Here is a 24,221-nt window from a genome sequence, read left to right as displayed (position 1 = left end):
GCTCTAACAACACAACGAAAAAGGTAATAATAAAAAGGTTATATGTCTGAAGAGAGAGTAATAAGAATAAACAAGGTTTTAAGGGAATTAAATATTTCGTTAGAAAGAGCTGTTGATTATCTAAAAGATAAGGGAATTGCTATTGATGCAAATCCAAATGCGAAAATTTCTGATAGCGAATTTAATATCCTACAAAGCCAATTTGCGGGCGATAAGGGGAATAAAGAAGCTTCTAAGGAAGTTGGTGAAGAAAAGAGGAAAGAAAAAGAAGCTTTGCGTGTAGAACGTGAAAAAGAAGTGGAAGACAAACGCAGACAAGACGAGGAACGCCAGAAACAACAAGAGGTTATAAAAGCGAAAGCTGTTGTAACAGGTCCTGTTCAGGTTGGTAAAATTGATTTAAACCCGAAGAAACCTGCTGTTGTTTCAAATACTTCAGAGGAACCGGTTAAAACTGAAGAACCTAAAAAAGCTGTTGCTCAACCAGAAAAACCTGTTCAAAAAGAAACCATAGAGCCTAAAGCTAAAGTTGTGGTGCCTGAAGAAAAGACAGAAGAACCTGTTATTACCGATAAAAAAGAACCAAAAGTTGTAACTCCTAAAGTAACGCAAGAACCAGTCGTAAAGACTGATTCCGAAACAGCAGAAGAATCTATAACGACACAATATCAAAAATTGTCGGGGACTACTCTTACAGGTCAAACAATTGATTTATCTCAATTTAATAAACCTAAGAAAAAGAAAGAAGATCCGAAAATAACTCCAAATAAGCCTGGAGCTCCGGGAGCCGCAAATAATAACGCTAATAAAAATAAGCGTAAAAGAATTGCTCCAAAACCGGGAGCGCCAAGACCACCTGCAACTCCTGGAGTTCCTGGTGCGCCAAATCCTAATAAGATTACTCCAAATACAGGAGGCGGAGGTTTTAATGCTAACAGAAGTGCAAGACCTGGTTTTGTAAAAGGAAACCGTCCTGCAATAGTGGCTAAAGTTGAGCCTACTGAAGAGGAAGTTAAAAATCAGATTAGAGAAACTCTTGAAAAGCTTCAAGGTAAAGGGGGGAAATCAAAAGCCGCCAAATACAGAAGAGATAAAAGAGATACACACCGTCAGAAATCGGATGAAGAGCAAAGAGCAATTGACGAAGGAAGCAAAACTATTAAAGTTACAGAATTCGTTACAGTTGGCGAAATTGCAATTATGATGGATGTGCCGATTACGAAAGTTATCGGAACTTGTATGTCACTTGGTATCATGGTTACCATGAACCAACGTTTAGATGCTGAAACATTAACTATTGTAGCCGATGAATTTGGTTATGAAGTAGAGTTTATCACGGTTGATATCGAAGAAGCTATTGAAGTTGTTGCAGACAAAGAAGAAGATTTAGTATTCAGGGCGCCAATTGTTACTGTAATGGGTCACGTCGATCACGGTAAAACATCTTTGCTGGATTATATTCGTAAAGAAAATGTTATCGCTGGTGAGTCTGGAGGAATTACACAACACATTGGAGCATACGGAGTAACTTTAGATAATGGTCAAAAAATAGCATTTTTAGATACACCGGGTCACGAGGCATTTACTGCGATGCGTGCACGTGGAGCTCAAGTTACCGATATTGCAATTATTGTAATTGCAGCGGATGATGATATCATGCCACAAACAAAAGAAGCAATTAGCCATGCTCAGGCAGCTGGTGTGCCAATTATTTTTGCTATCAATAAAATTGACAAGCCAAACTCTAATGTTGAAAAAATAAAAGAGAAATTGGCAGGTATGAATTTACTTGTTGAAGATTGGGGTGGAAAAATTCAATCACATGATATTTCTGCAAAAGTAGGTACAGGTGTGAAAGAATTGTTGGAAAAAGTATTATTAGAAGCTGAAATATTAGATTTAAAATCAAATCCAAATAAAGCAGCTCAAGGAACAGTTGTTGAGGCTTTCCTGGATAAAGGAAAAGGATATGTGTCAACTATTTTAGTACAACACGGAACTTTAAAAGTTGGGGATTATATGTTGGCCGGTAAACATCATGGTAAAATTAAAGCCATGCATGACGAAAGAGGGCATATTGTTTTAGAAGCGGGACCTTCGACTCCAGTATCAGTTTTAGGTTTGGATGGTGCTGCAACTGCAGGTGATAAATTCAATGTTTTTGAAGATGAAAAAGAAGCGAAACAAATTGCATCTAAACGTTCTCAATTAATGCGTGAACAATCTGTGCGTACACAAAGACATATTACGCTTGACGAAATTGGCCGTCGTATTGCTCTTGGTCAGTTTAAAGAATTAAACGTTATTCTTAAAGGAGACGTTGATGGATCTGTTGAAGCATTGTCAGATTCGTTCTCTAAACTTTCTACAGAAGAAATTCAAATTAATATTATCCATAAAGGTGTTGGAGCAATTACTGAAACTGACGTTATGTTAGCTTCTGCTTCTGATGCAATCATTATCGGATTTAACGTTCGCCCTGCTGGAAATGCCAGACAATTAGCTGATAAAGAAGAAATCGATATTCGTTACTACTCTATTATTTATGCAGCTATTGATGATTTGAAAGATGCAATGGAAGGAATGTTAGCTCCTGAAATGAAAGAAGAAATTTTAGGAACTGCTGAAATTCGTGAGATTTTCAAAATTTCTAAAGTGGGCTCTATTGCAGGATGTATGGTTATGGATGGTAAGATCATGAGATCATCTAAAATTAGAGTTATTAGAGAAGGCGTAGTGGTGCATACAGGTGAACTTGTTGCCCTGAAACGTTTCAAAGATGATGTTAAAGAAGTTTCTAAAGGTTACGATTGTGGTATTCAAATTAAAGGTTACAACGACATCGAAGAAAGAGACGTTATTGAGGCTTACCATGAAGTGGCAATCAAAAAGAAATTGAAATAAAATGCAAAATAATTATATTCTAAAGTCCCGGCAAAAGTTGGGACTTTTTTTTATAGATACATTTTTCTAAAGTGACGTTGTTTCTATTTGTGGTTGTAATAATATTTCGCTTATTTCATATTTTAATATTATTTTTGATAAAAATTATTTAAATATGAAAAAGCTAATATTTTCAGTACTGCTTTCTTTGAGCCTTTCTACCTTGTTATTTTCGCAGGAAGGAGAGCAAATAAAAAACTCTCCACCAGAAGGCAATGCTTTTGTAGGGGATTTTTATGGTGCCGATGTTTCTAGGGTATCTGAAAATAAGGCTATGTCGGTTGAGAAATTAGGAAACAAATTAAAGAATACAAAAAAAGCGAAAAATATTGTAGTAAAAGGTGTGGTAACTGATGTTTGCCCAAAAAAAGGATGTTGGGTGACTATTAAAACTGAAGACGGTTCTCCTTTCTTTGTAAAGATGAAAGATTATGCTTTTTTTGTGCCTACTGCTTTAAAAGGGAAAACCGTTGTTTTGGAAGGTGTAGCTGAGAAAAAAGTTACCTCTGTTGAAGAGCTGAAACACTATGCTAAAGATGCTAAAAAGTCCAAAGCAGAAATGGATGCGATTACTGCTCCAAAAGAAGAAATACGATTTTTGGCAGATGGAATAAAAGTTGTAAACTAATTGTATTACTGTTTTTGTTTAAAATTTTCAATTTAATTTTTCCTTTTGATGATAATTTGAGTTTTTCGAAGTAATCAGGGGAATTGATTTAAAATTCAATAATTATATTTTAAAATCTCAATGTAAGTTGGGATTTTTTGTTTCAATGGTTTCTATTTGAATAATTTAACGGGTTTAAATGAATTAAAGCTTTGATCAGCTTGAGTTTCGTTCCAGTAATAAGTTTGAGATTTTTGTTGTTTAAAGTGTAAAAAAAGCCTCTTGAAAGGAGGCTTTAATAATTATTAAATTTGTTGAATTACTTAGATGGTTTTAATAAAAAAACACTCTTGTAGCTTTTTTTAATTTCTTCTAAATTTCGTTCAGCTTCAATTCTTGTTTTAAAATTCCCTACGATGACTTTGTAATTTGGTGTTTGAAAAATTATAGTTCCATCGATATTATTAAACTCTCTTTTAAACGATGTTAGGGTCTTTTTAGCCTCGTCACTTTTCCCACTGTAGATTTGAATTTTATAAGTATCGTTCGTACTAATCGACGCGTTAATTTTACGTTTGTCATTCAGTAATTGTTCAAATTTAGGGTCTTGTTTTACTGTAATATTTTGTTCTTGTGCATTAATGTTATGTGTTGCTAAACTGATTGTAAAGAACAAGAAAAGTCTTTTGTTTGGGGTTAAAATTCTCATAATGTGATTGTTTTTATGCAAAAATAGTATTTAAAGTTTATATGTGATATATCAATATTATTTAGAATTAGTATAAATTGATATTTAAGACTATTTTAAGGTTTTGAGAATAGTTCTTAAATTGTATTTTTGTGCAAGTTTTAAAAAAAGGTGTTTGATTTGGACTGATTTTATACAGAAAAAATCATACCAAAAATTAGTAGATAATTTTATACTATATGAAAAAGGTGGGTAACCATAATTCGATCTCAAGGAAATTATTATTTAGCTTATCGCTAACATTGATTTTCTCCCTAACATCATTTGCTCAAGATCCTGTTGCTCCTGCGGCAACTGAAGCTACTGCTGCTCCTGCTGCGACCGCTGATGGAGATCCGGTAAAAGGGAAAGAACTTTTTAATGCAAATTGCGCTGCATGTCACAAATTAGATGGTAAGTCAACAGGTCCTGCTTTACGCGGGGTTGCTGCTAAACACGATAAAGCCTGGCTTTATAAGTGGATACACAACAGTTCTGAAATGATCAAGTCTGGTGATGCAGTTGCCGTGAAGCTTTTTGAAGAAAATAATAAGTCTGTAATGACTTCTTTTCCTCAATTGTCTGAAGGTGATATTGATAATATATTAGCTTATACTTCTGAGGTAAAAAAGGAACCTGTTCCTGGTTCTCCATTGCCAACTGGTGATGTTCAAGATGGTGGTGGGATTTCTAATAATATTATTTTAGGTGCTCTTGCTCTCGTGATGGCTATTTTGGTTGTGATGTTGTTCATGGTGAACAAGGTTTTAACTAAAGTTGCTAGTAATAATGGCATTGTAGTGGCTCCAAGAGAAGCTAGAACGCCAATTTGGAAAGCTTTTGTTAAAAATCAATTTTTAGTACTGGTTACTTCAATATTTTTACTTTTGGCAAGTGGATATTTTGTTTATGGATATTTGATGCAGGTAGGTGTAGATCAAAATTATGAGCCTATTCAGCCTATTCACTACTCTCATAAAATTCACGCTGGAGACAATGAGATCAATTGTAAATATTGTCACTCTGCTGCTCGTGTTAGTAAAAATGCAGGTATTCCGTCTTTGAATGTTTGTATGAACTGTCATAAAAATATTTCTGAGGTTGCTGAAACTACTGCTACTGCTGAATATAGCAAAGCTTTTTATGATGGTGAAATTCAAAAGCTGTATGATGCTGTTGGTTGGGATAAGACCAAGCAAGTTTATACTGGAAAAACACAGCCTGTAAAATGGGTTAGAATTCATAATTTGCCTGATTTTGTGTATTTCAATCACTCTCAGCACGTTTCTGTTGCTGGTGTTGAATGTCAAACATGTCATGGACCAGTTGAGGAATTTGAAATCATGAAGCAATACTCTAAATTAACAATGGGATGGTGTGTTGATTGCCATAGAAAGACAGATGTTAAGATGGAAGGAAATGCATATTATGATAAAATTCATGCTGAGCTTTCTAAAAAATACGGTGTAGAGAAATTGACTGCAGCGCAAATGGGAGGTTTAGAATGCGGTAAATGCCACTATTAATCGAATTATTAAGATTTTAATATTTATATACAATGTCATCAAACAAAAAATACTGGAAAAGTGTTGAGGAACTAGAGAATAGTTCTATTGTTGAGGCGCTTAGAAATAACGAATTTGTTGAAGAAATTCCTACTGATGAATTTTTAGGAAATGCAGATGCTTTAGCTTCATCTGGAACTTCACGTCGTGACTTTTTAAAGTACGTAGGGTTTAGTACTGCAGCGGTTACACTTGCTGCTTGCGAAGGTCCTGTTCACAAGTCTATACCTTATGTGTTGCAACCAGAGCAAATCATTCCAGGTGTTGCGGATTACTATGCAACTACTGTTTTTGATGGTTTTGATTTTGCTAATCTTTTAGTGAAAACACGTGAAGGTCGTCCAATTAAAATTGAGAACAATACTATTTCTGGAGCTAAATTTTCGGCTAATGCAAGAATTCATGCGTCTATATTGTCTTTATATGACAGTATGCGTTTGAAAGAACCTAAATTAGATGGAGAAAAGAGTAGCTGGTCTGCTGTTGATTTGAAAATTAAATCAAGTCTTGCTGACTCAAAAGCTAAAGGAGGTCAGGTAGTGTTGTTGACAAATACTTTAGCAAGCCCATCAACTGAGAAATTAATTGGTGAGTTTATTGCTAAGAATCCAAATGTTAAACATGTTGTTTACGATGCGGTTTCTTCATCAGATGCATTGGATGCATTTGAGACAGTTTACGGTGAAAGAGCTTTGGTTGATTATGATTTTTCAAAAGCATCTTTAATTGTTTCTGTTGGAGCTGATTTCTTAGGAGACTGGCAAGGTGGAGGATACGATTCTGGTTATGCAAGAGGACGTATTCCTCAAAACGGAAAGATGTCCCGTCATTTTCAGTTTGAATCAAATATGACATTATCCGGAGCTGCTGCTGATAAGCGTGTCCCAATGACTGTTTCTAATCAGAAACAAGCTTTAGTTCAAATATATAATATTGTTACAGGTAATAATATTGCTGTTTCTTTAGATGCTGCTTTTAAAGCAGAAGTTGTTAAAGCTGCACAACAATTAAAAGCTGCCGGATCTAAAGGAGTTTTAGTATCTGGAATTGAAGATAAAAATGCTCAGTTGTTAGTTTTGGCTATTAATCAGGTATTGGCTAGTGAAGCTTTTAGTACAGTTGGGACCAGACAAATCAGAAAAGGATCTGATGAGGTTATGGCTCAATTATTAAAAGATATGAATGCTGGAACTGTTCATACTTTGATTATGAGTGGTGTCAATCCGGTTTATACATTAGCTGATTCAGCTTCTTTTGTGTCTGGATTAAAAAAAGTAAAAACCTCAGTTGCTTTTTCTTTAAAAGAAGATGAAACAGCGTCAATTACTACAATCGCTGCACCTGCTCCTCATTATTTAGAATCTTGGGGGGATGTTGAAATTACAAAAGGAACTTATAGTTTGACTCAGCCAACTATTCGTCCTATCTTTAATACCAAACAATTTCAGGACGTTTTATTGTCATTAAATAGTGTTTCAGGTGATTTCTACGATTATCTTAAAGTTAATTCAGCTGCTATTATTGCAGGATCTTCCTGGAACAAAGTTTTACATGATGGTGTTTTTGTAATTGGTTCTGCTGCATTATCTGCTGGTGCTTTTGATCATGTCGCTGCTGCAAATGCAGTTTCTAAATCAAAATCAACTGGAGATTTTGAATTAGTGTTATATACTAAAACGGGTATGGGTGACGGACAACAAGCAAACAATCCCTGGTTGCAGGAGTTTCCGGATCCTATCACAAGAGTTTCTTGGGATAACTACTTAACAGTTTCTAATGCTGATGCTAAAAAACTTGGTTTTTCAAACCCAATTGTTGCAAATGGAGGATTAAATGGTAATTATGCAACAATTACTGTTGATGGAGCTAAGTTAGAAAATGTTCCGGTAATTGTTCAGCCAGGACAAGCTGTTGGTACTGTTGGTTTAGCTGTTGGTTATGGTCGTAAAGCGGCTTTAAAAGAAGAAATGCAAGTAGGTTTAAATGCTTACGCTTTATATAAAAATTTCAATAGTGTTCAGTCTGTTTCTATTGCCAAGGCAAGTGGAGAACATGAGTTTGCTTGTGTTCAGGGACAGAAAACATTGATGGGTAGAGGAGATATCATTAAAGAAACTTCTCTGGAAATTTTCAATAGTGAAGATGCTAAACACTGGAATGAACAGCCAATGGTGTCTTTGGATCATCAGGAAGTAGAAGCTACTACTGTTGATTTATGGGAATCATTTGATCGTTCTACAGGACATCATTTTAACTTATCGATTGATTTAAATGCTTGTACCGGATGTGGGGCATGTGTTATTGCTTGTCATGCTGAAAACAACGTTCCTGTTGTGGGTAAAGCAGAGGTAAGAAGAAGTCGTGATATGCACTGGTTGCGTATCGATAGATATTATTCTTCTGAAAGTACTTTTGAAGGAGACAACAAAAGAAAAGAAAATATTGCAGGTTTATCCAGTTCATTATCTACGTTTAATGAAATGGAAAATCCAGGAGAAAATCCACAAGTTGCATTTCAGCCAGTAATGTGTCAGCACTGTAATCACGCTCCATGTGAAACAGTTTGTCCGGTAGCTGCAACATCTCACGGTCGTCAGGGCCAAAACCATATGGCATACAACAGATGTGTTGGAACTCGTTATTGTGCAAACAACTGTCCATATAAAGTGCGTCGTTTCAACTGGTTCTTATATAACAAAAACAGTGAATTCGATTATCACATGAATGATGATTTAGGTCGTATGGTATTAAATCCAGACGTAAATGTTCGTTCTCGTGGAGTTATGGAAAAATGCTCATTCTGTATTCAAAGTACTCAGGCTGTTATTCTTGAAGCAAAACGTCAAGGAAGAGAAGTAGCGAAAGATGAGTTCAATAATGCTTGTGCATGTTCAGCTGCTTGTTCTTCAGGAGCTATGGTTTTTGGAGATGTAAATGATAAAGAAAGCGAAGTTGCTAAGTTGGCAGAGAGCGAAAGAATGTATCATTTATTAGAGCATGTTGGTACAAAACCAAATGTTTTCTATCATGTAAAAGTTAGAAATACTTAGTAAAATTATTAATTAAGAAACATATAAAGGATTATGTCGTCTCACTACGAAGCACCCATTAGAAAACCTTTAGTTATAGGTGATAAATCATATCACGATGTAACTGTAGATGTAGCTGCGCCTGTTGAAGGTCCTGCAAATAAACATTGGTGGATTGTATTTTCAATCGCATTAATAGCCTTCCTTTGGGGGTTAGGTTGTATAATTTACACCGTATCTACCGGTATTGGAACATGGGGATTAAATAAAACAGTTGGTTGGGCTTGGGATATCACGAACTTCGTTTGGTGGGTTGGTATTGGTCACGCCGGAACATTAATTTCTGCGGTATTATTACTTTTCCGTCAACGTTGGAGAATGGCTATTAACCGTTCTGCAGAAGCAATGACTATATTCTCAGTAGTTCAGGCAGGTTTATTTCCAATTATCCACATGGGACGTCCATGGTTAGCTTACTGGGTTTTACCTATTCCAAATCAATTTGGATCTTTATGGGTGAACTTTAACTCACCATTGCTTTGGGACGTATTCGCAATCTCAACGTATCTTTCAGTGTCATTAGTTTTCTGGTGGACTGGTTTATTACCTGATTTTGCAATGCTACGTGATAGAGCCGTAACCCCTTTTACAAAAAGAGTTTATTCTATCCTAAGTTTTGGATGGAGCGGCAGGGCAAAAGACTGGCAACGTTTTGAAGAAGTTTCTTTAGTACTTGCGGGTTTAGCTACGCCACTTGTACTTTCTGTACATACAATTGTATCTATGGACTTTGCAACTTCTGTAATTCCGGGATGGCATACAACAATTTTCCCTCCGTACTTCGTTGCAGGAGCGGTGTTTTCAGGATTTGCAATGGTAAATACCTTGTTGATTGTTATGAGAAAAGTTTCTAACCTTGAAGCATATATCACATTACAGCATATCGAATTGATGAATATTGTAATTATGATTACAGGTTCTATTGTTGGTGTGGCTTACATTACTGAGTTATTTGTCGCTTGGTATTCAGGAGTAGAGTATGAACAATATGCATTCTTAAACAGAGCTACAGGGCCTTACTGGTGGGCATATTGGGCAATGATGACTTGTAATGTTTTCTCTCCGCAATTTATGTGGTTCAAAAAACTAAGAACAAGTATCATGTTTTCATTTGTAATTTCGATTGTCGTAAACATCGGAATGTGGTTTGAAAGATTCGTAATTATTGTTACTTCTTTACATAGAGATTATCTTCCATCTTCCTGGACAATGTTCTCACCAACATTTGTTGATATTGGAATTTTCATCGGGACGATTGGTTTCTTCTTTGTTTTGTTTTTATTATATTCCAGAACATTCCCTGTAATTGCTCAGGCAGAGGTAAAAACAATTTTGAAAGGAACAGGAGATAATTATATTAGAGAGAGAGCAGCAAATAAAGATTCACACCATGAGTAGTAATAAAGTAATATACGCCATTTATAATGACGATGATATTTTGATGGATGCAGTAAAGAAAACAAGAGCTGCACATCATCATATTGAAGAAGTTTTTACTCCATTCCCAGTTCACGGATTGGATAAAGCTATGGGTTTAGCACCAACAAGATTAGCAATATGTGCTTTCTTATACGGATGTGTTGGTATTTCTGTTGCAACAACTATGATGAGTTATATTATGATTCATGACTGGCCTCAGGATATTGGTGGAAAACCAAGTTTTAGTTACATTCAGAATATGCCAGCTTTTGTACCAATTATGTTTGAGATGACTGTATTTTTTGCAGCTCACTTAATGGTAATCACTTTTTATATGAGAAGTAGATTATGGCCATTCAAAGAAGCTGAAAATCCTGATGTAAGAACAACAGATGACCATTTTTTAATGGAAGTTGCTGTAAACAATAACGAAGCAGAACTAGTTTCTTTTTTCGAAGGTACAGGAGCTGTTGAAGTTAAAGTAATTGAAAAGAATTAATTGTAGCTATGAAAAGGATATATAAAATAACACTTTTAGTTGGTATAACTATTTTAGTTTCATCTTGCCACAATAATTCGGCACCAAACTATCAGTATTTCCCTAATATGTATGAATCTGTAGGATATGAAACATATTCTGAAGCTTCTGTATTCAAAGATGGAAAAGAAGGACAACTTCCTGTAAAAGGAACTATTAACAGAGGTTTTGAACCTTATGAATATGAGAACTCAACTGCTGGTTATGAATTGGCTAAAGCTAATTTAAAATCACCTTTGGACGCTGCAGAAAGAAACTCTGAAAAAGGAAAAGAACTTTATGAAATTTACTGTATCAGCTGCCATGGTGCATCAGGGAACGGTAAAGGAAAATTAGTTGAGAGGGAAAAATTTCTTGGGGTACCTAGTTATAAAGACAGAGAAATCACCGAAGGAAGTATCTTTCATGTTGAAACTTATGGTTTAAATGCGATGGGTTCACATGCAAATCAATTAAGTGCCCACGAACGTTGGTTAGTTGCTGACTATGTTCTAAAACTAAAAAGCCAATTATAATTGTTGAACAAACTGATCGTAATAGATATGTATACATTTTCAAGTAAATTAAAAACTTTTTCTTTCATTCTGATGGCCGTTGGTATATTAGGAATTGGATATGGTTTTTTAACTGCTCCTAAAAATATCGAAGAGGTAGAAACTCTTCTTACAAAAGAAGCATCAGAGCACGGTGGAGGACATGGTGAAGCTGCAGCACATCATGAAAAAACAGAGGCAACAAATCATGTGGCAACAGCAGAGGCTGTGCATCATGAAGAAGCTACAAATGCACATTCTGAAGTTGTTGTAAATAAAGACTCTACTGTCGCAAAAGAAGAAATTGCTCACGAGCTAAAATCTGAAGAGAAACATAATACTGCAGTTGTAAATCATGAAGTAAAAGCAGAAAAGCACACTGAAGTTTCACATGAGCAAGAGCATAAAGCACATGCTAAACATGTTTTTCATCAATTACAAAACAAACCCTGGTCTGCTTTGTATGTCGCTTGTATTTTCTTTTTACTGCTTTCTATGGGAGTTTTAGCATTTTATGCTATTCAGCAAGTTGCGCAGGCAGGTTGGTCTCCGGTTTTATTTAGGGTAATGCAGGGTCTTACATCATATTTACCAGTTGGATCAGTTATTTTCTTTATTATATTGGTTCTTTGCGGATTGCATTTTAATCATATTTTTGTATGGTTAGGAGAAGGAGTTACAGATCCAAAAAGCCCAAATTATGACGCAATTATCGCAGGTAAATCAGGATATTTGAATTTTCCTTTCTGGATTATCAGAGCAGCTGTATTTTTAATTGGTTGGAATTTATATCAATTTTATTCTAGAAAGAATTGTTTGGCACAAGACGAAGCAAATGATGATTTATTCTATAAAAAGAATTTTAATATTTCAGCTGGATTTTTAGTTTTCTTTATTGTTTCTGAGTCAATTATGTCTTGGGACTGGATTATGTCATTTGACCCGCACTGGTTTAGTACACTATTTGGATGGTATGTATTTGCTTCCTTCTTTGTTAGTGGTATTACTTCAATTGCATTAGTTACAGTTTATTTAAAGTCAAAAGGATATTTAGAGTTTGTTAATACAAGTCATATTCATGATTTGGCTAAATTTATGTTTGGTATTAGTATTTTCTGGACATACTTATGGTTCTCTCAGTTTATGTTAATCTGGTATGCAAATATCCCGGAAGAGGTTACTTATTTTGTTACCAGAATAGAATTATATAATTTACCGTTTTTTGGAGCAGTGGTTATGAATTTTGTTTTCCCATTGCTGATATTAATTAATACAGATTTTAAACGTATTAGCTGGGTAATTGTAATGGCTGGAATAGTTATATTGTTAGGTCACTATATAGATTTCTTTAATATGATTATGCCGGGTACAGTTGGAGATAGATGGTTTATTGGAGTTCCTGAAATTGCATCAATTCTTTTCTTCTTAGGTTTATTTATTTTTGTAGTTTTCTCTGCATTGACTAAAGTTCCTTTATTAGCAAAAAGAAATCCTTTCATTGAAGAAAGTAAACATTTTCATTATTAATATTTAAAGAAATAAACAGATGACAAGTTTGTTGGTAATTATAGTTTTAGTTTTATTAGCAGTTGCATTATGGCAATTGACCAAGATATTTGATCTTACTCAGGTAGGGTCATCTTCGGACGATTCTCAGATTGCATCAGATAATGATAATAATATTCAGGGTTATATTATGTTTGGCTTTTTAGCTTTCATTTATATATTCACTATTTATGGTTTGCTTAAATGGGGTAATTTAGCACTTCATACTCCTGCTTCGGAGCATGGTATTTTAGTAGACAGCTTAATGAATATTACCTGGGTATTGATTTTTACAGTTCAGGCCATCACACAAGGATTATTATACTGGTTCTCTTTTAAATATAAAGGTAATAAGGATAAGAAAGCTTTGTTTTTTGCAGATAGTAATAAATTAGAAGCTATTTGGAGTATTATTCCATCAGTTGTTTTAGCTGTTTTAATTCTTTATGGATTGTACGCATGGAACAACATTATGTTTGTTGATAAAGATGAAGAAGTAATTGAAATCGAAATATATGCCCAGCAATTTAAATGGACTGCAAGATATGCCGGTCCGGATAATGTTCTGGGTAAAGCTAATGTAAGATTAATAGAAGGGATAAATACTCTTGGTGTTGACATGTCTGATCCTTATGCACAAGATGATATTGTAGTTTCTGAATTACACCTTCCAAAAGGTAAAAAAGTACATTTTAAAATGCGTTCTCAGGATGTATTACACTCTGCTTACTTTCCTCATTTTAGGGCTCAGATGAATACTGTTCCGGGAATGGTTACAGAATTTGCTTTTGTTCCTACCTATACAACAGCAGAATACAGAGAATTACCTTTTATGGTTGAAAAAGTAGCTAATATTAATAAGCTTCGAGCTAAAAAAAGTGCTGAACTTATTGCAAATGGTGGTACGGGCTTAGATCCTTACATATTTGATTATCTGTTATTATGTAATAAAATTTGTGGAGCATCACACTACAATATGCAAATGAAAGTTGTTGTAGATTCTCCTGAGGATTTTAAAAGCTGGTTAAGTGATAAAACAACTCTTGCCCAGGATATTAAATCTGCAGCAGCTTCTGAAAAGCCAGCAGAAGGAGCAGGAACGAGTCAGGATAGTACTATACAAGATACAGTTAATGCAGTTGTTGATACTGTTAAGGCAGCTGTAGCAAAAGTTACTATAAAATAATATTTATTAAGAAAATTTAAAGTATACATATATGTCAGCAGAAGCACACGATCACGCACACGATCACGAGCACGAACATCATCATAAAGACACTTTCATTACTAAATATATTTTTAGTATTGATCACAAAATGATTGCTAAGCAATATTTAATTACCGGTATTATTATGGGTGTAATTGGTGTTGCAATGTCCTTGCTTTTTAGAATGCAATTGGCATGGCCGGAAGAGTCTTTTAAAATATTTAATGTATTATTAGGAGATAAATTTGCACCAGATGGTGTAATGGCTAACGATATTTATTTAGCATTGGTTACAATACATGGTACCATCATGGTATTCTTTGTATTAACGGCAGGCTTAAGTGGTACTTTTAGTAACTTGCTTATTCCACTTCAAATTGGTGCGCGGGACATGGCTTCCGGATTTATGAATATGATTTCATATTGGTTATTTTTCCTGTCTGCTGTTATAATGTTATGCTCATTGTTTGTTGAAGCCGGACCAGCTTCGGCAGGTTGGACAATTTACCCTCCATTAAGTGCCTTACCACAAGCGATTCCAGGTTCTGGAACAGGTATGACTTTATGGTTAGTTTCTATGGCTATCTTTATTGCGTCTTCTTTAATGGGATCTCTAAATTACATCGTTACGGTAATCAATTTAAGAACTAAAGGAATGTCTATGACCAGACTTCCGCTTACGATCTGGACGTTTTTTGTAACAGCTATTATTGGCGTTATTTCATTCCCTGTTTTATTATCTGCTGCATTATTATTGATTTTTGATAGAAGTTTTGGAACTTCATTTTTCTTATCTGATATCTATATTGCAGGAGAGGTTTTACATTACCAAGGCGGGTCTCCGGTATTATTTGAACACTTATTTTGGTTTCTAGGTCACCCTGAGGTTTATATTGTAATTTTGCCGGCAATGGGTCTTGTTTCTGAAATTATGGCTACGAATTCCCGTAAACCAATTTTTGGATACAGAGCGATGATTATGTCAGTTCTTGCAATTGCATTTTTATCAACAATTGTTTGGGGGCACCATATGTTCCTTTCTGGAATGAACCCTTTCTTAGGGTCTGTGTTTACTTTTACAACTTTATTGATTGCAATTCCATCTGCTGTAAAAGCGTTTAACTGGATTACGACTTTATGGAAAGGTAATTTACAGTTTAATCCGGCAATGTTATTCTCAATTGGAATGGTTTCTACCTTCATTACAGGTGGTTTAACAGGAATCATTTTAGGAGATAGTACTTTAGATATTAACGTTCACGATACTTACTTTGTAATTGCTCACTTTCACTTAGTAATGGGTATTTCTGCTCTTTACGGAATGTTTGCTGGTATTTACCACTGGTTCCCTAAGATGTACGGACGAATGTTAAATAAAAACTTAGGTTATATTCACTTTTGGGTAACAGCAGTTTGTGCTTATGGAGTTTTCTTCCCAATGCACTTTATTGGATTAGCAGGTTTACCAAGACGTTATTATACAAATACAAACTTTCCATTATTTGATGATTTACAAAATGTGAATGTTTTAATTACAATGTTTGCTTTGATCGGTGGAGTTTTTCAGTTGGTATTCTTGTATAACTTCTTCAGTAGTATTTTCTACGGAAAGAAGGCTGTACAAAATCCATGGAGATCTACAACTCTAGAGTGGACTACTCCGGTAGAACATATGCACGGTAACTGGCCAGGTGAAATTCCTCATGTGTACCGTTGGCCATATGACTACAGTAACCCAAATCATGATGTAGATTTTGTGCCACAAAATGTTCCAATGAAAGAAGGTGAAGAAGTTTTACATCACTAAAAATATTTAAAAAGACTGTTCCTGAGTGGCAGTCTTTTTTTGTTTTAGTTAAAATTTTACTCACTTATTTTTACTGTTTTACAAACTGATTACTTTGTCTATCTTTGTAAGATGAATGAAAATCTAGATCCCACCACCAAAGGATATAATCCGGAAGAATTTGATGTCGAAAAAAGATTGCGCCCGCTGTCATTTGATGATTTTGCCGGACAAGATCAGGTTTTGGAGAATTTGAAAGTTTTTGTTGCTGCAGCAAATCAACGAGGTGAAGCCCTTGATCACACTTTGTTTCATGGTCCTCCAGGATTAGGAAAAACTACTTTGGCTAATATTTTGGCTAATGAACTTGAAGTTGGGATAAAAATTACTTCTGGCCCTGTTCTCGACAAACCAGGAGATTTAGCAGGTTTGCTTACCAATTTAGACGAAAGGGATGTTCTGTTTATTGATGAAATACATCGTTTAAGCCCAATTGTTGAGGAATATTTATATTCAGCAATGGAAGATTTTAAGATTGATATTATGATCGAATCCGGACCAAATGCCAGAACAGTTCAAATCAATTTAAATCCTTTTACCTTAATTGGAGCTACAACACGTTCAGGTTTATTAACAGCTCCAATGCGTGCCCGTTTTGGAATATCATCCCGTTTACAATATTATACTACTGAACTTTTAACTAGTATTGTTGAAAGAAGCGCTTCTATACTAAAAATGCCGATTTCATTGGATGCTGCGATTGAAATTGCGGGAAGGAGCCGTGGTACACCTCGTATTGCTAATGCTTTATTACGTAGGGTTCGTGATTTTGCACAAATAAAAGGTAATGGAACTATTGATCTTGAAATTGCACGTTATGCCTTAAAAGCATTACATGTTGATGCACACGGGCTTGACGAGATGGACAATAAAATTTTATTGACCATAATTAATAAATTTAAAGGAGGCCCTGTTGGACTGTCAACTTTAGCGACTGCCGTTTCTGAAAGCAGTGAAACTATTGAAGAAGTTTATGAACCTTTTTTAATCCAGGAAGGTTTCATTATGCGTACGCCCAGAGGACGTGAGGTTACCGATAAAGCATATAAGCATTTAGGGAAAATCAATACCAATATTCAAGGCGGATTGTTTTAATAATTGTATCAATGTCCGGGAATAGAAAATATAATTATCCTCATAAAATTTCATTAGGAAGATTTCTATTGGATGCCGAAGGAGTACGAAGAAATCCGATACCCTATCATAAAAAGTATTTTGACAGATTTGGAGATTCTTTTTCAATCAAAATAGGATTATCAAAGTATATAATATTATCAAGAGATAATGAAATTGCAGAGTATATATTATTAAAGAACCAAAAGAATTATTATAAATCGAAGTTTCAATCCGTCTATCTTTCAAAATATTTAGGGAAAGGACTTTTGACTGTAGATGGTGACTTTTGGTTAAAACAAAGAAGACTTATTCAGCCTGCTTTCCATAAGCAAAAAATGAATCAATTAGTAGAAAACATGAATCAGACTATTGTTTTAGAACTAGATGGTTTAGTGGAGAAAAAACAAGTTGCTCTTTTTCCTGTTATGAGCCAGCTGGCATTTAATGTAGTGGCTAAATCGTTATTTCAATTTTCAATTTCAGAAGAAAAATTAGACAGAATAAAATTCATTATTGAAGAAGTTCAGAACTTCCTTGTCAAGGAAATAAGGCTTCCTCATAAAGCCTGGTGGTTTTCGTTAAATGGTCAGGTGAAAAAGCATAAGCTGCTGGCTTTAGAAAACAATAAGATCATAAGAGAAATAATTGAGATAAGAAATTCTTCTAATGATGAATATAATGATTTGCTCAATATGCTTCTTGAAACACGGTATGAAGATACAGGTGAGCCAATGTCAATAACGCAACTTATTGACGAAATTAAAATCTTATTTATTGCAGGACATGAAACTACTGCAAATGCTTTAACTTTTGCTGTGCATCTTTTAGGAAGACATCCTGAAGTTCAACAAAAAGTGCTGGACGAAATCATGGAAATTGAATCGCAGACAGATGATATTGTCGAGCAGCTTCAAAAAATGATTTACACCAACGCTGTTTTAAATGAAGCAATGCGTCTATATCCTCCGGCTTGGATTACTGACAGGCAAAATATTGAAGATGATACACTAGCAGGTTATAATATTAAAAAAGAAACACTAATTGGTATTTCTTTTTATGCACTACATCGTAATCCCAAATATTGGGAAAATCCGGATAAATTTGATCCCGAGCGTTTTTTGGGTCAACAAAAGAAAATTTCAATGCAATTCTTTTATCCTTTTGGAGCCGGACCAAGAATGTGTATTGGAGCCGGATTTGCTATTTATGAAATGGGTTTGGCTATTGCTCATATTGTAAAGAAATACACCATCATTTCTAATACAGACGATATCAAATTCAATCCGTTGATAACATTAAAGCCTGTTGAAGTTGAAGTTTTATTTTCTAAAAGATGAGTATTAATTCTAAAGAGACATACTCGAAATTTATAAAATCGGAAGCTAAAAGACTTGGTTTTCTTTCTTGCGGTATCTCTAAAGCTGGTTTTTTAGAAGAAGAAGCACCCCGGCTGGAAAAATGGCTCAACAAAAACTATCATGGTCAAATGGCCTATATGGAAAACCATTTTGATAAACGTTTAGATCCAACACTTTTGGTTGATGACGCTAAAAGTGTGATTTCTCTTTTACTTAACTATTATCCAGGAGAAACTCAAAACGAAGATAGTTTCAAGATTTCAAAATACGCCTATGGTCAGGATTATCATTTTGTGATCAAAGAAAAATTAAATGAATTTCTTTTTTCTATTCAGGAAAATATCGGAGCGGTTTCAGGACGTGCCTTTGTTGATTCTGCACCTGTTCTCGATAAAGCCTGGGCAGCAAAAAGTGGCTTAGGCTGGATAGGAAAAAATAGTAACCTGTTGACTCAAAAGGTAGGCTCTTTTTATTTCGTTGCAGAACTTATTTTGGATCTGGATTTAGAATATGACTACGCAACCACAGATCATTGTGGTTCCTGTACTGCCTGTATTGACGCTTGTCCCACACAAGCAATTGTGGCTCCGTATGTTGTCGATGGAAGCAAATGTATTTCATATTATACCATCGAGCTTAAAGAAAATATCCCTTACGAAATGAAAGGGAAATTTGATGAATGGATGTTTGGTTGTGATACTTGTCAGGATGTTTGTCCCTGGAATAGATTCTCAAAATCACATTCCGAACCTTTATTCAACGCCAATCCGGATTTACTTTCTTTCTCCAAGAAAGACTGGATTGAAATTACAGAAGAAACTTTTCGTGTTGTTTTTAAAAATTCTCCCATAAAAAGAACCAAGTTTGATGGCTTAAAAAGAAACGTTAAGTTTTTAGAATAATTCTGAAAAATTTCATAAAATTCTAAATTGATTTAAAAATATAAGCAACTATTAATAAGTAAAAATAGTTCTTATAACTCCTTTTCCCTCTTTCATGACTTAAAATCTTTTTCCTGTAACATTTTTTTGTTTACAGGAATCTGTCTGATATAGTTTTGGGTTTTGAAAAAAAAAGCGGGCAAAAATTATTTTCAAATTTGTTTTAAAGAATAATACTTCCACCTAATCTTTTTAATATTTGACTAATGACAAATTCCAAAACTGGAGAGGAATTTAATATAATAAAAAAAGGAAAAATCCGATAAATATTTAAAAGTAAGAAGTTAAAAATAGTTATTATGTCTAAAAAGATAAACAAACCAAATGGTTTTTATTTACTACTCTTTTTGTTTAACATAAAGTTATTTTTTTATAAATAGTGAATAGCAAAGTATAAAAAACGTATTTCATCGTCTAATTAAGCCATTCACCGAAAAATGTAGCTAATGTTTTATGGTTTGTATACTTTCGCTTATCCCAATATACTGAATATCAGCTAAGAAGTTTTTTTGGGTCTTTAATTAAAATTATGGGACACATATTACTTTATTGTTATAAAGATCTCGTAAAAATCTTTTCGGGACTATTATCCATTTTTAATTTTTTTATAAAACCATTTTTTACTCTGGAATTTTCTTTTGGATTTTCCAATTTTTTCATTTGTGTTATTAAAACCAAAACTGTCTATGCATAACTTTACTTTCAAAGGACTTAATTTTTCTAAATCAATATCTTTTAGTGTATTTTTCATTTTATTCAAAAGGATAATATTACTGTTTTGTAATTGCGGTTTAATACCTTTTCATTTAATAGAAAGATTAAAATCATTTTTGATGTCCAGAGGAACATTAATAGTCATGCTATTATGTTTTGTTATTTCTGCAAATGCTCAATATGGTCCTTCTGATGATTTTGACGGAGATGGTATTGTCAATTCCCAAGATTTAGATGATGATAATGATGGAATTTTGGATACTGATGAGTGTTCTAATTTAATATTATCAGGTAGTTTTGAAAATGTTACCACGCCTGCGCAAGGGAATAACATAGGTGCAATTATTACTCCTTGGGTTCTGGTAGGACTCAATCAATCAAATGTGATTCTGGTCGATGGACCTGGGCCATTTGTGTATGGAGGAGGTGTTTCTGGATGGGGACCACAAAGCAGTGCCGATCCAGGACTTGCAAATATTAATACTGCACAGCGGTACTTAGATATAACAAATGGTTCAAATGATTTTTATCAATCTTTTACGCTAACTGGATCAGGAACAACTATATTAACTTATAGTGGTTTTTTCTCTTCCAGAAATGCTGCTCCTGGTAGTCTTGCTCCATCAACAGGTACAGGATCTATAAGAATTGTAGATGGAAATGGAATAGCAGGAGTTGTAAGAGCTACAACTGGAAATATTACAGTTACAAATAATACTAGTTGGACTTTTATTGAAGGTACAGTAAGTTTGCCTGCAGGTACCTACTCGTATGTTGTATCGATGGATGATGCTATGAATTTTGACAATGCCAATTTGAATGGGCAGTGTGATACCGATAATGATGGAATTCCAAATAAATTCGATTTAGATTCTGATAACGATGGTTGTTCAGATGCTAACGAATACTATCATTTAGCTACTGCCGATGGTAATGATGGAGGTGTTTATGGTGTAGGAGTTCCAACGGTTAATGGATCGGGTCTTGTAACCGGACCGGTTGCGGCTTCTTATGCAGGAACTTATACAAACGTAACTATTGGTGGTGGTGTTGCAAGTATTTTAAATCCAGCTACACCTGCCGATCAATCTACAGCAGCAGGTGCAAATGCAACATTTACGACGACTGTTACAACCACAGGTTCAGCTACCACACAGCACCAATGGCAAGTGAGTACAGATAATGGTAGTACTTGGGCTAATATTACCAATGTAGGTGTTTATTCAGGAACTACAACGGGAACTTTGACTATTACGAGTGCAACTTCAGGAATGAATGGATATAAGTATAGAGATTTAGTTAAACAAAGTAATTTTGCTTGCGGTCCTACTTCCAGAGTTGCTAATTTGTGTGTTACCCCGGCAGTTCCGACAATCAGTACATCTGCAGCAACTTGTACAACAACTGGAACTTCTACCATAAATGGATATAATTCTGCACTGACCTATACTTTTACACCGCCTACATCAGGAATAACAATAGCGTCTTCTGGTCTTATTTCTGGAATGATTGTGGGAACTGCTTATACTGTAACTGCGGGTAACGGAACTTGTAATTCTACAGCATCGGCTTCTTTTAGTAATGCAACGATGTTAGTACCACCAACAGCCTATAATGTAACTGGTGGTGGAAACTATTGTTCAGGAGGAGCAGGTGTTCCAGTTGGATTGAGCAACTCACAGACAGGCGTAAATTATCAATTGCAATTAGACGGAGTTAATAATGGTGCTATAGTTTCAGGAACAACAGGTTCGGCAGTTAATTTTGGAAATAAAACAGTTGCGGGAAATTATACTGTAATAGCTACAAACAATTCTACTACCTGTTCCCAAACTATGACAGGAAGCGTAACAGTAACGGTGGATCCAACTTCGGTTGGAGGAACAATCTCTGGAAGTACAGCAGTTTGTTCGGGTACTGGAACTACATTAAGCCTCTCAGGGAATACGGGAAGCATCCTAAGATGGGAATCTTCTTTAGATAATTTTGCTACAGCAGCAACAACTATTATCAATAGCACTACATCATTAGCAACAGGAAGCTTAACCGCTACTACTTATTATAGAGCTGTGGTACAAAGCGGTGCATGTCCTGCAACAAATTCAGCAGTTGCTACAGTAACGGTAAATCCTTTACCAACCATTACTGGTACAAGTTCAGTAGCACAAGGAGCTTCAATCACTTTAACTGGGAGTGCATCTCCAGCTAGTAGTAATCCTTGGGTTTCTAGTAACACGGCAATTGCAACCGTAACCAGTGGAGGAATAGTTACGGGAGTTTCGGCAGGATCGTTTATAATTACTTATACCAATAATAATGGGTGTCAGATTACTATGAATATGTCTGTTACTGACCCTCCTTTAGACAGTGATAATGATAATGTTTCGAATCCTGTTGATTTGGATGATGATAATGATGGGATATTGGATAGCGTAGAAAATTCGGCTTGTGGCCTGACAGGGACGTTTATAAATCCTTTGTTTGTAGAGGATTTTGGTACTCAAAGCACTACAGCAGGTACTTTTAGTATTTCTTCGCCGTATACTAATTATAATTATTATCAGGCAACAGTAGGAACAACCCCTACTAATTCTGCAGATGGGCCTGCCTCTCCAAATTTTTCGCTTCAGGATGGCCGATATACAATATTTAATAATGCCCAGGAAACGTCTACATGGGCAAATTCGCTTTGGCAAAATATAGGGGATCATACCAATGGAGGGACTTCACCTACAGCTGGTAGGATGGCTATTTTTAATGCTGGTATTTCAGCAGGAGAATTTTACAGAAGAACCTTAACGGGAGTTGTAACCAGTGCACCTATTAATGCTTCTTTTTGGGTTATGAATTTAGATATAGATATTCCTAGCAGTAGTGCAAGAAATTTTCCTAATATAAGAATAGAATTTCAAGAAACTGGAAATCCTTCTAATGTTTTATACAGTTTTACAACTGGAAATATTCCAAGGGTAGAAAAAGGTAGTACTACTGCCTGGCAAAATTTTACAAACCCGACAATTTTTATACCTTCTTCAAATGTAAATATTGACGTGGTATTTATTAATATAGCAGCTGGAGGAACCGGGAATGATTTAGCCATAGACGACATCAATATTGATCAGAAATTATGTGACACAGATGGTGATGGGATTCCAAATTATTTGGATTTAGATTCGGACAATGATGGTTGTTCTGATGCCAATGAATATTATAATTCAACCACAGCAGATGGTGGAGATGGTGGTGTTTATGGTACTGGAGTTCCAGCTGTAAACTCAAATGGTCAAGTAATTGCTGCTTCTTATTCCGGATCATATACTAATGCTGTAACATTCGGGACTCCAAGCGTTGTAAGCAATCCTGCGAACCAAACGGCCACTTTTGATGGTACTGCCACTTTTTCAGTAACTACATCTGGGGGGGCTGGTGTCACACAATTTCAATGGCAGCAAAGTACAAACGGGACTATTTGGAATAATGTAGGTACTAATTCATCTTCATTAAACTTAACTGGAATAACCTGTTCTATGAATGGGTATCAATACAGGGTTATAGTAACTGAATCTAATTTTGTATGTGCTAATGTTGTTTCCACTACTGCAGTATTAACCGTGTCAAACCCAACAGCCTACGATGTAACAGGAGGCGGTGCTTATTGCGCAGGGGGAACTGGAGTTGCAGTGGAATTAAGCAACTCGGAAACAGGCGTAAATTATCAATTACAATTGGACGGAGTTAATGACGGCGCTGCAGTTGCAGGAACTGGTTCTGTAATTAGTTTTGGAAACAAAACAGCTGCAGGAACATATACTGTTATTGCTACTAATGCAACAACAACATGTACTGCTCCAATGAATGGAAATGCACTGGTAACTATTACTACAGTACCTGCTGATCCAACACTGACAATTGCCCAGCCAACTTGCGGTGTTTCCGGAACGCTTACCATTACCAATTATAATGCAGCGACTGAGTATGCTGTAGACGGTGGTGCTTTTGCTGTACTGCCTGCTGGAACTTTTGCTGTAACTGCCGGAACCCATACCGTTGTGGCCAGGGATGCTGTTTCATTG

At 35.3% G+C, this 24,221-nt stretch carries 16 protein-coding genes; 14 read left to right on the top strand and 2 right to left on the bottom strand.

Going from position 1 to position 24,221, the window contains the following annotated elements; genetic code table 11:
• The first annotated feature begins 42 nt into the window (after positions 1–42).
• Entirely contained in the window at positions 43–2,904 is a 2,862-nt protein-coding gene (infB, locus tag J2W48_RS00080) for a translation initiation factor IF-2 (protein WP_310276208.1), read from the top strand.
• A gap of 154 nt (positions 2,905–3,058) precedes the next feature.
• Positions 3,059–3,571 carry a DUF4920 domain-containing protein gene (locus J2W48_RS00075; protein ID WP_310276206.1) on the top strand — a complete coding sequence of 171 codons (513 nt, stop codon included), beginning with the start codon at positions 3,059–3,061 and terminating at the stop codon, positions 3,569–3,571.
• Positions 3,572–3,869: 298 nt separating this feature from the next.
• On the opposite strand, the gene J2W48_RS00070 is transcribed toward J2W48_RS00075, so the two are convergent.
• Entirely contained in the window at positions 3,870–4,259 is a 390-nt protein-coding gene (locus J2W48_RS00070) for an SPOR domain-containing protein (protein WP_310276204.1), read from the bottom strand.
• Between the two features lie 218 nt (positions 4,260–4,477).
• Here J2W48_RS00070 and J2W48_RS00065 point away from each other — a divergent pair, with 218 nt between their 5' ends.
• From J2W48_RS00065 to queG, 11 genes are all read left to right on the top strand, one after another.
• On the top strand, positions 4,478–5,803 hold the full coding sequence (locus tag J2W48_RS00065) for a c-type cytochrome (protein ID WP_310276203.1): 1,326 nt from the start codon (positions 4,478–4,480) through the stop codon (positions 5,801–5,803).
• Between the two features lie 32 nt (positions 5,804–5,835).
• The gene (locus J2W48_RS00060; protein WP_310276201.1) at positions 5,836–8,892 is read left to right on the top strand and encodes a TAT-variant-translocated molybdopterin oxidoreductase; all 3,057 of its coding nucleotides are present in this window, start codon (positions 5,836–5,838) and stop codon (positions 8,890–8,892) included.
• A 33-nt stretch (positions 8,893–8,925) separates the two neighbouring features.
• Positions 8,926–10,329, top strand: a complete 1,404-nt coding sequence (gene nrfD, locus J2W48_RS00055; protein WP_310276198.1) for an NrfD/PsrC family molybdoenzyme membrane anchor subunit — start codon at positions 8,926–8,928, stop codon at positions 10,327–10,329.
• A complete protein-coding gene (locus J2W48_RS00050) occupies positions 10,322–10,849 on the top strand; it encodes a DUF3341 domain-containing protein (RefSeq protein WP_310276195.1) in 528 nt (175 codons plus the stop codon). Before nrfD ends, J2W48_RS00050 begins: the two co-directional genes overlap by 8 nt.
• Positions 10,850–10,857: 8 nt before the next feature.
• On the top strand, positions 10,858–11,403 hold the full coding sequence (locus J2W48_RS00045; RefSeq protein WP_310276191.1) for a c-type cytochrome: 546 nt from the start codon (positions 10,858–10,860) through the stop codon (positions 11,401–11,403).
• Positions 11,404–11,430: 27 nt separating this feature from the next.
• Positions 11,431–12,948, top strand: a complete 1,518-nt coding sequence (locus tag J2W48_RS00040; protein ID WP_310276188.1) for a quinol:cytochrome C oxidoreductase — start codon at positions 11,431–11,433, stop codon at positions 12,946–12,948.
• Between the two features lie 19 nt (positions 12,949–12,967).
• On the top strand, positions 12,968–14,152 hold the full coding sequence (locus J2W48_RS00035; RefSeq protein ID WP_310276185.1) for a cytochrome c oxidase subunit II: 1,185 nt from the start codon (positions 12,968–12,970) through the stop codon (positions 14,150–14,152).
• A 31-nt stretch (positions 14,153–14,183) separates the two neighbouring features.
• The gene (locus J2W48_RS00030; protein WP_310276181.1) at positions 14,184–15,980 is read left to right on the top strand and encodes a cytochrome c oxidase subunit I; all 1,797 of its coding nucleotides are present in this window, start codon (positions 14,184–14,186) and stop codon (positions 15,978–15,980) included.
• 111 nt (positions 15,981–16,091) lie between these two features.
• Positions 16,092–17,114, top strand: coding sequence for a Holliday junction branch migration DNA helicase RuvB (ruvB, locus tag J2W48_RS00025; protein ID WP_310276178.1), 1,023 nt, complete (start codon positions 16,092–16,094; stop codon positions 17,112–17,114).
• Between the two features lie 11 nt (positions 17,115–17,125).
• A complete protein-coding gene (locus tag J2W48_RS00020) occupies positions 17,126–18,472 on the top strand; it encodes a cytochrome P450 (protein ID WP_310276176.1) in 1,347 nt (448 codons plus the stop codon).
• Positions 18,469–19,395, top strand: a complete 927-nt coding sequence (gene queG, locus J2W48_RS00015; RefSeq protein WP_310276173.1) for a tRNA epoxyqueuosine(34) reductase QueG — start codon at positions 18,469–18,471, stop codon at positions 19,393–19,395. The genes J2W48_RS00020 and queG overlap by 4 nt, the downstream gene beginning before the upstream one ends.
• Positions 19,396–20,020: 625 nt before the next feature.
• Here the strand turns inward: queG and J2W48_RS00010 are convergent.
• On the bottom strand, positions 20,021–20,185 hold the full coding sequence (locus J2W48_RS00010) for a hypothetical protein (protein WP_310276170.1): 165 nt from the start codon (positions 20,183–20,185) through the stop codon (positions 20,021–20,023).
• Positions 20,186–20,267: 82 nt separating this feature from the next.
• On the opposite strand from J2W48_RS00010, the gene J2W48_RS00005 reads away from it, so the two are divergent.
• Positions 20,268–24,221: beta strand repeat-containing protein (locus tag J2W48_RS00005; RefSeq protein ID WP_310276167.1), on the top strand; the 3,954-nt coding region annotated here is incomplete at its 3' end.

Origin of the sequence: Flavobacterium piscis, assembly GCF_031457575.1 — a bacterium.
GTDB lineage: Bacteria > Bacteroidota > Bacteroidia > Flavobacteriales > Flavobacteriaceae > Flavobacterium > Flavobacterium piscis_A.
Note: the sequence above shows the minus strand (reverse complement) of the source record. Positions and strands in the feature narration are given on the sequence as shown.

Coding starts and splice junctions, on each gene's coding strand:
- J2W48_RS00030 (WP_310276181.1), top strand. CDS start 14,184: ATGTCAGCAGAAGCACACGATCACGCACACGATCACGAGCACGAACAT.
- queG (WP_310276173.1), top strand. CDS start 18,469: ATGAGTATTAATTCTAAAGAGACATACTCGAAATTTATAAAATCGGAA.
- J2W48_RS00060 (WP_310276201.1), top strand. CDS start 5,836: ATGTCATCAAACAAAAAATACTGGAAAAGTGTTGAGGAACTAGAGAAT.
- J2W48_RS00020 (WP_310276176.1), top strand. CDS start 17,126: ATGTCCGGGAATAGAAAATATAATTATCCTCATAAAATTTCATTAGGA.
- J2W48_RS00070 (WP_310276204.1), bottom strand. CDS start 4,259: ATGAGAATTTTAACCCCAAACAAAAGACTTTTCTTGTTCTTTACAATC.
- J2W48_RS00075 (WP_310276206.1), top strand. CDS start 3,059: ATGAAAAAGCTAATATTTTCAGTACTGCTTTCTTTGAGCCTTTCTACC.
- J2W48_RS00045 (WP_310276191.1), top strand. CDS start 10,858: ATGAAAAGGATATATAAAATAACACTTTTAGTTGGTATAACTATTTTA.
- ruvB (WP_310276178.1), top strand. CDS start 16,092: ATGAATGAAAATCTAGATCCCACCACCAAAGGATATAATCCGGAAGAA.
- J2W48_RS00040 (WP_310276188.1), top strand. CDS start 11,431: ATGTATACATTTTCAAGTAAATTAAAAACTTTTTCTTTCATTCTGATG.
- nrfD (WP_310276198.1), top strand. CDS start 8,926: ATGTCGTCTCACTACGAAGCACCCATTAGAAAACCTTTAGTTATAGGT.
- J2W48_RS00010 (WP_310276170.1), bottom strand. CDS start 20,185: ATGAAAAATACACTAAAAGATATTGATTTAGAAAAATTAAGTCCTTTG.
- J2W48_RS00050 (WP_310276195.1), top strand. CDS start 10,322: ATGAGTAGTAATAAAGTAATATACGCCATTTATAATGACGATGATATT.
- J2W48_RS00065 (WP_310276203.1), top strand. CDS start 4,478: ATGAAAAAGGTGGGTAACCATAATTCGATCTCAAGGAAATTATTATTT.
- infB (WP_310276208.1), top strand. CDS start 43: ATGTCTGAAGAGAGAGTAATAAGAATAAACAAGGTTTTAAGGGAATTA.
- J2W48_RS00035 (WP_310276185.1), top strand. CDS start 12,968: ATGACAAGTTTGTTGGTAATTATAGTTTTAGTTTTATTAGCAGTTGCA.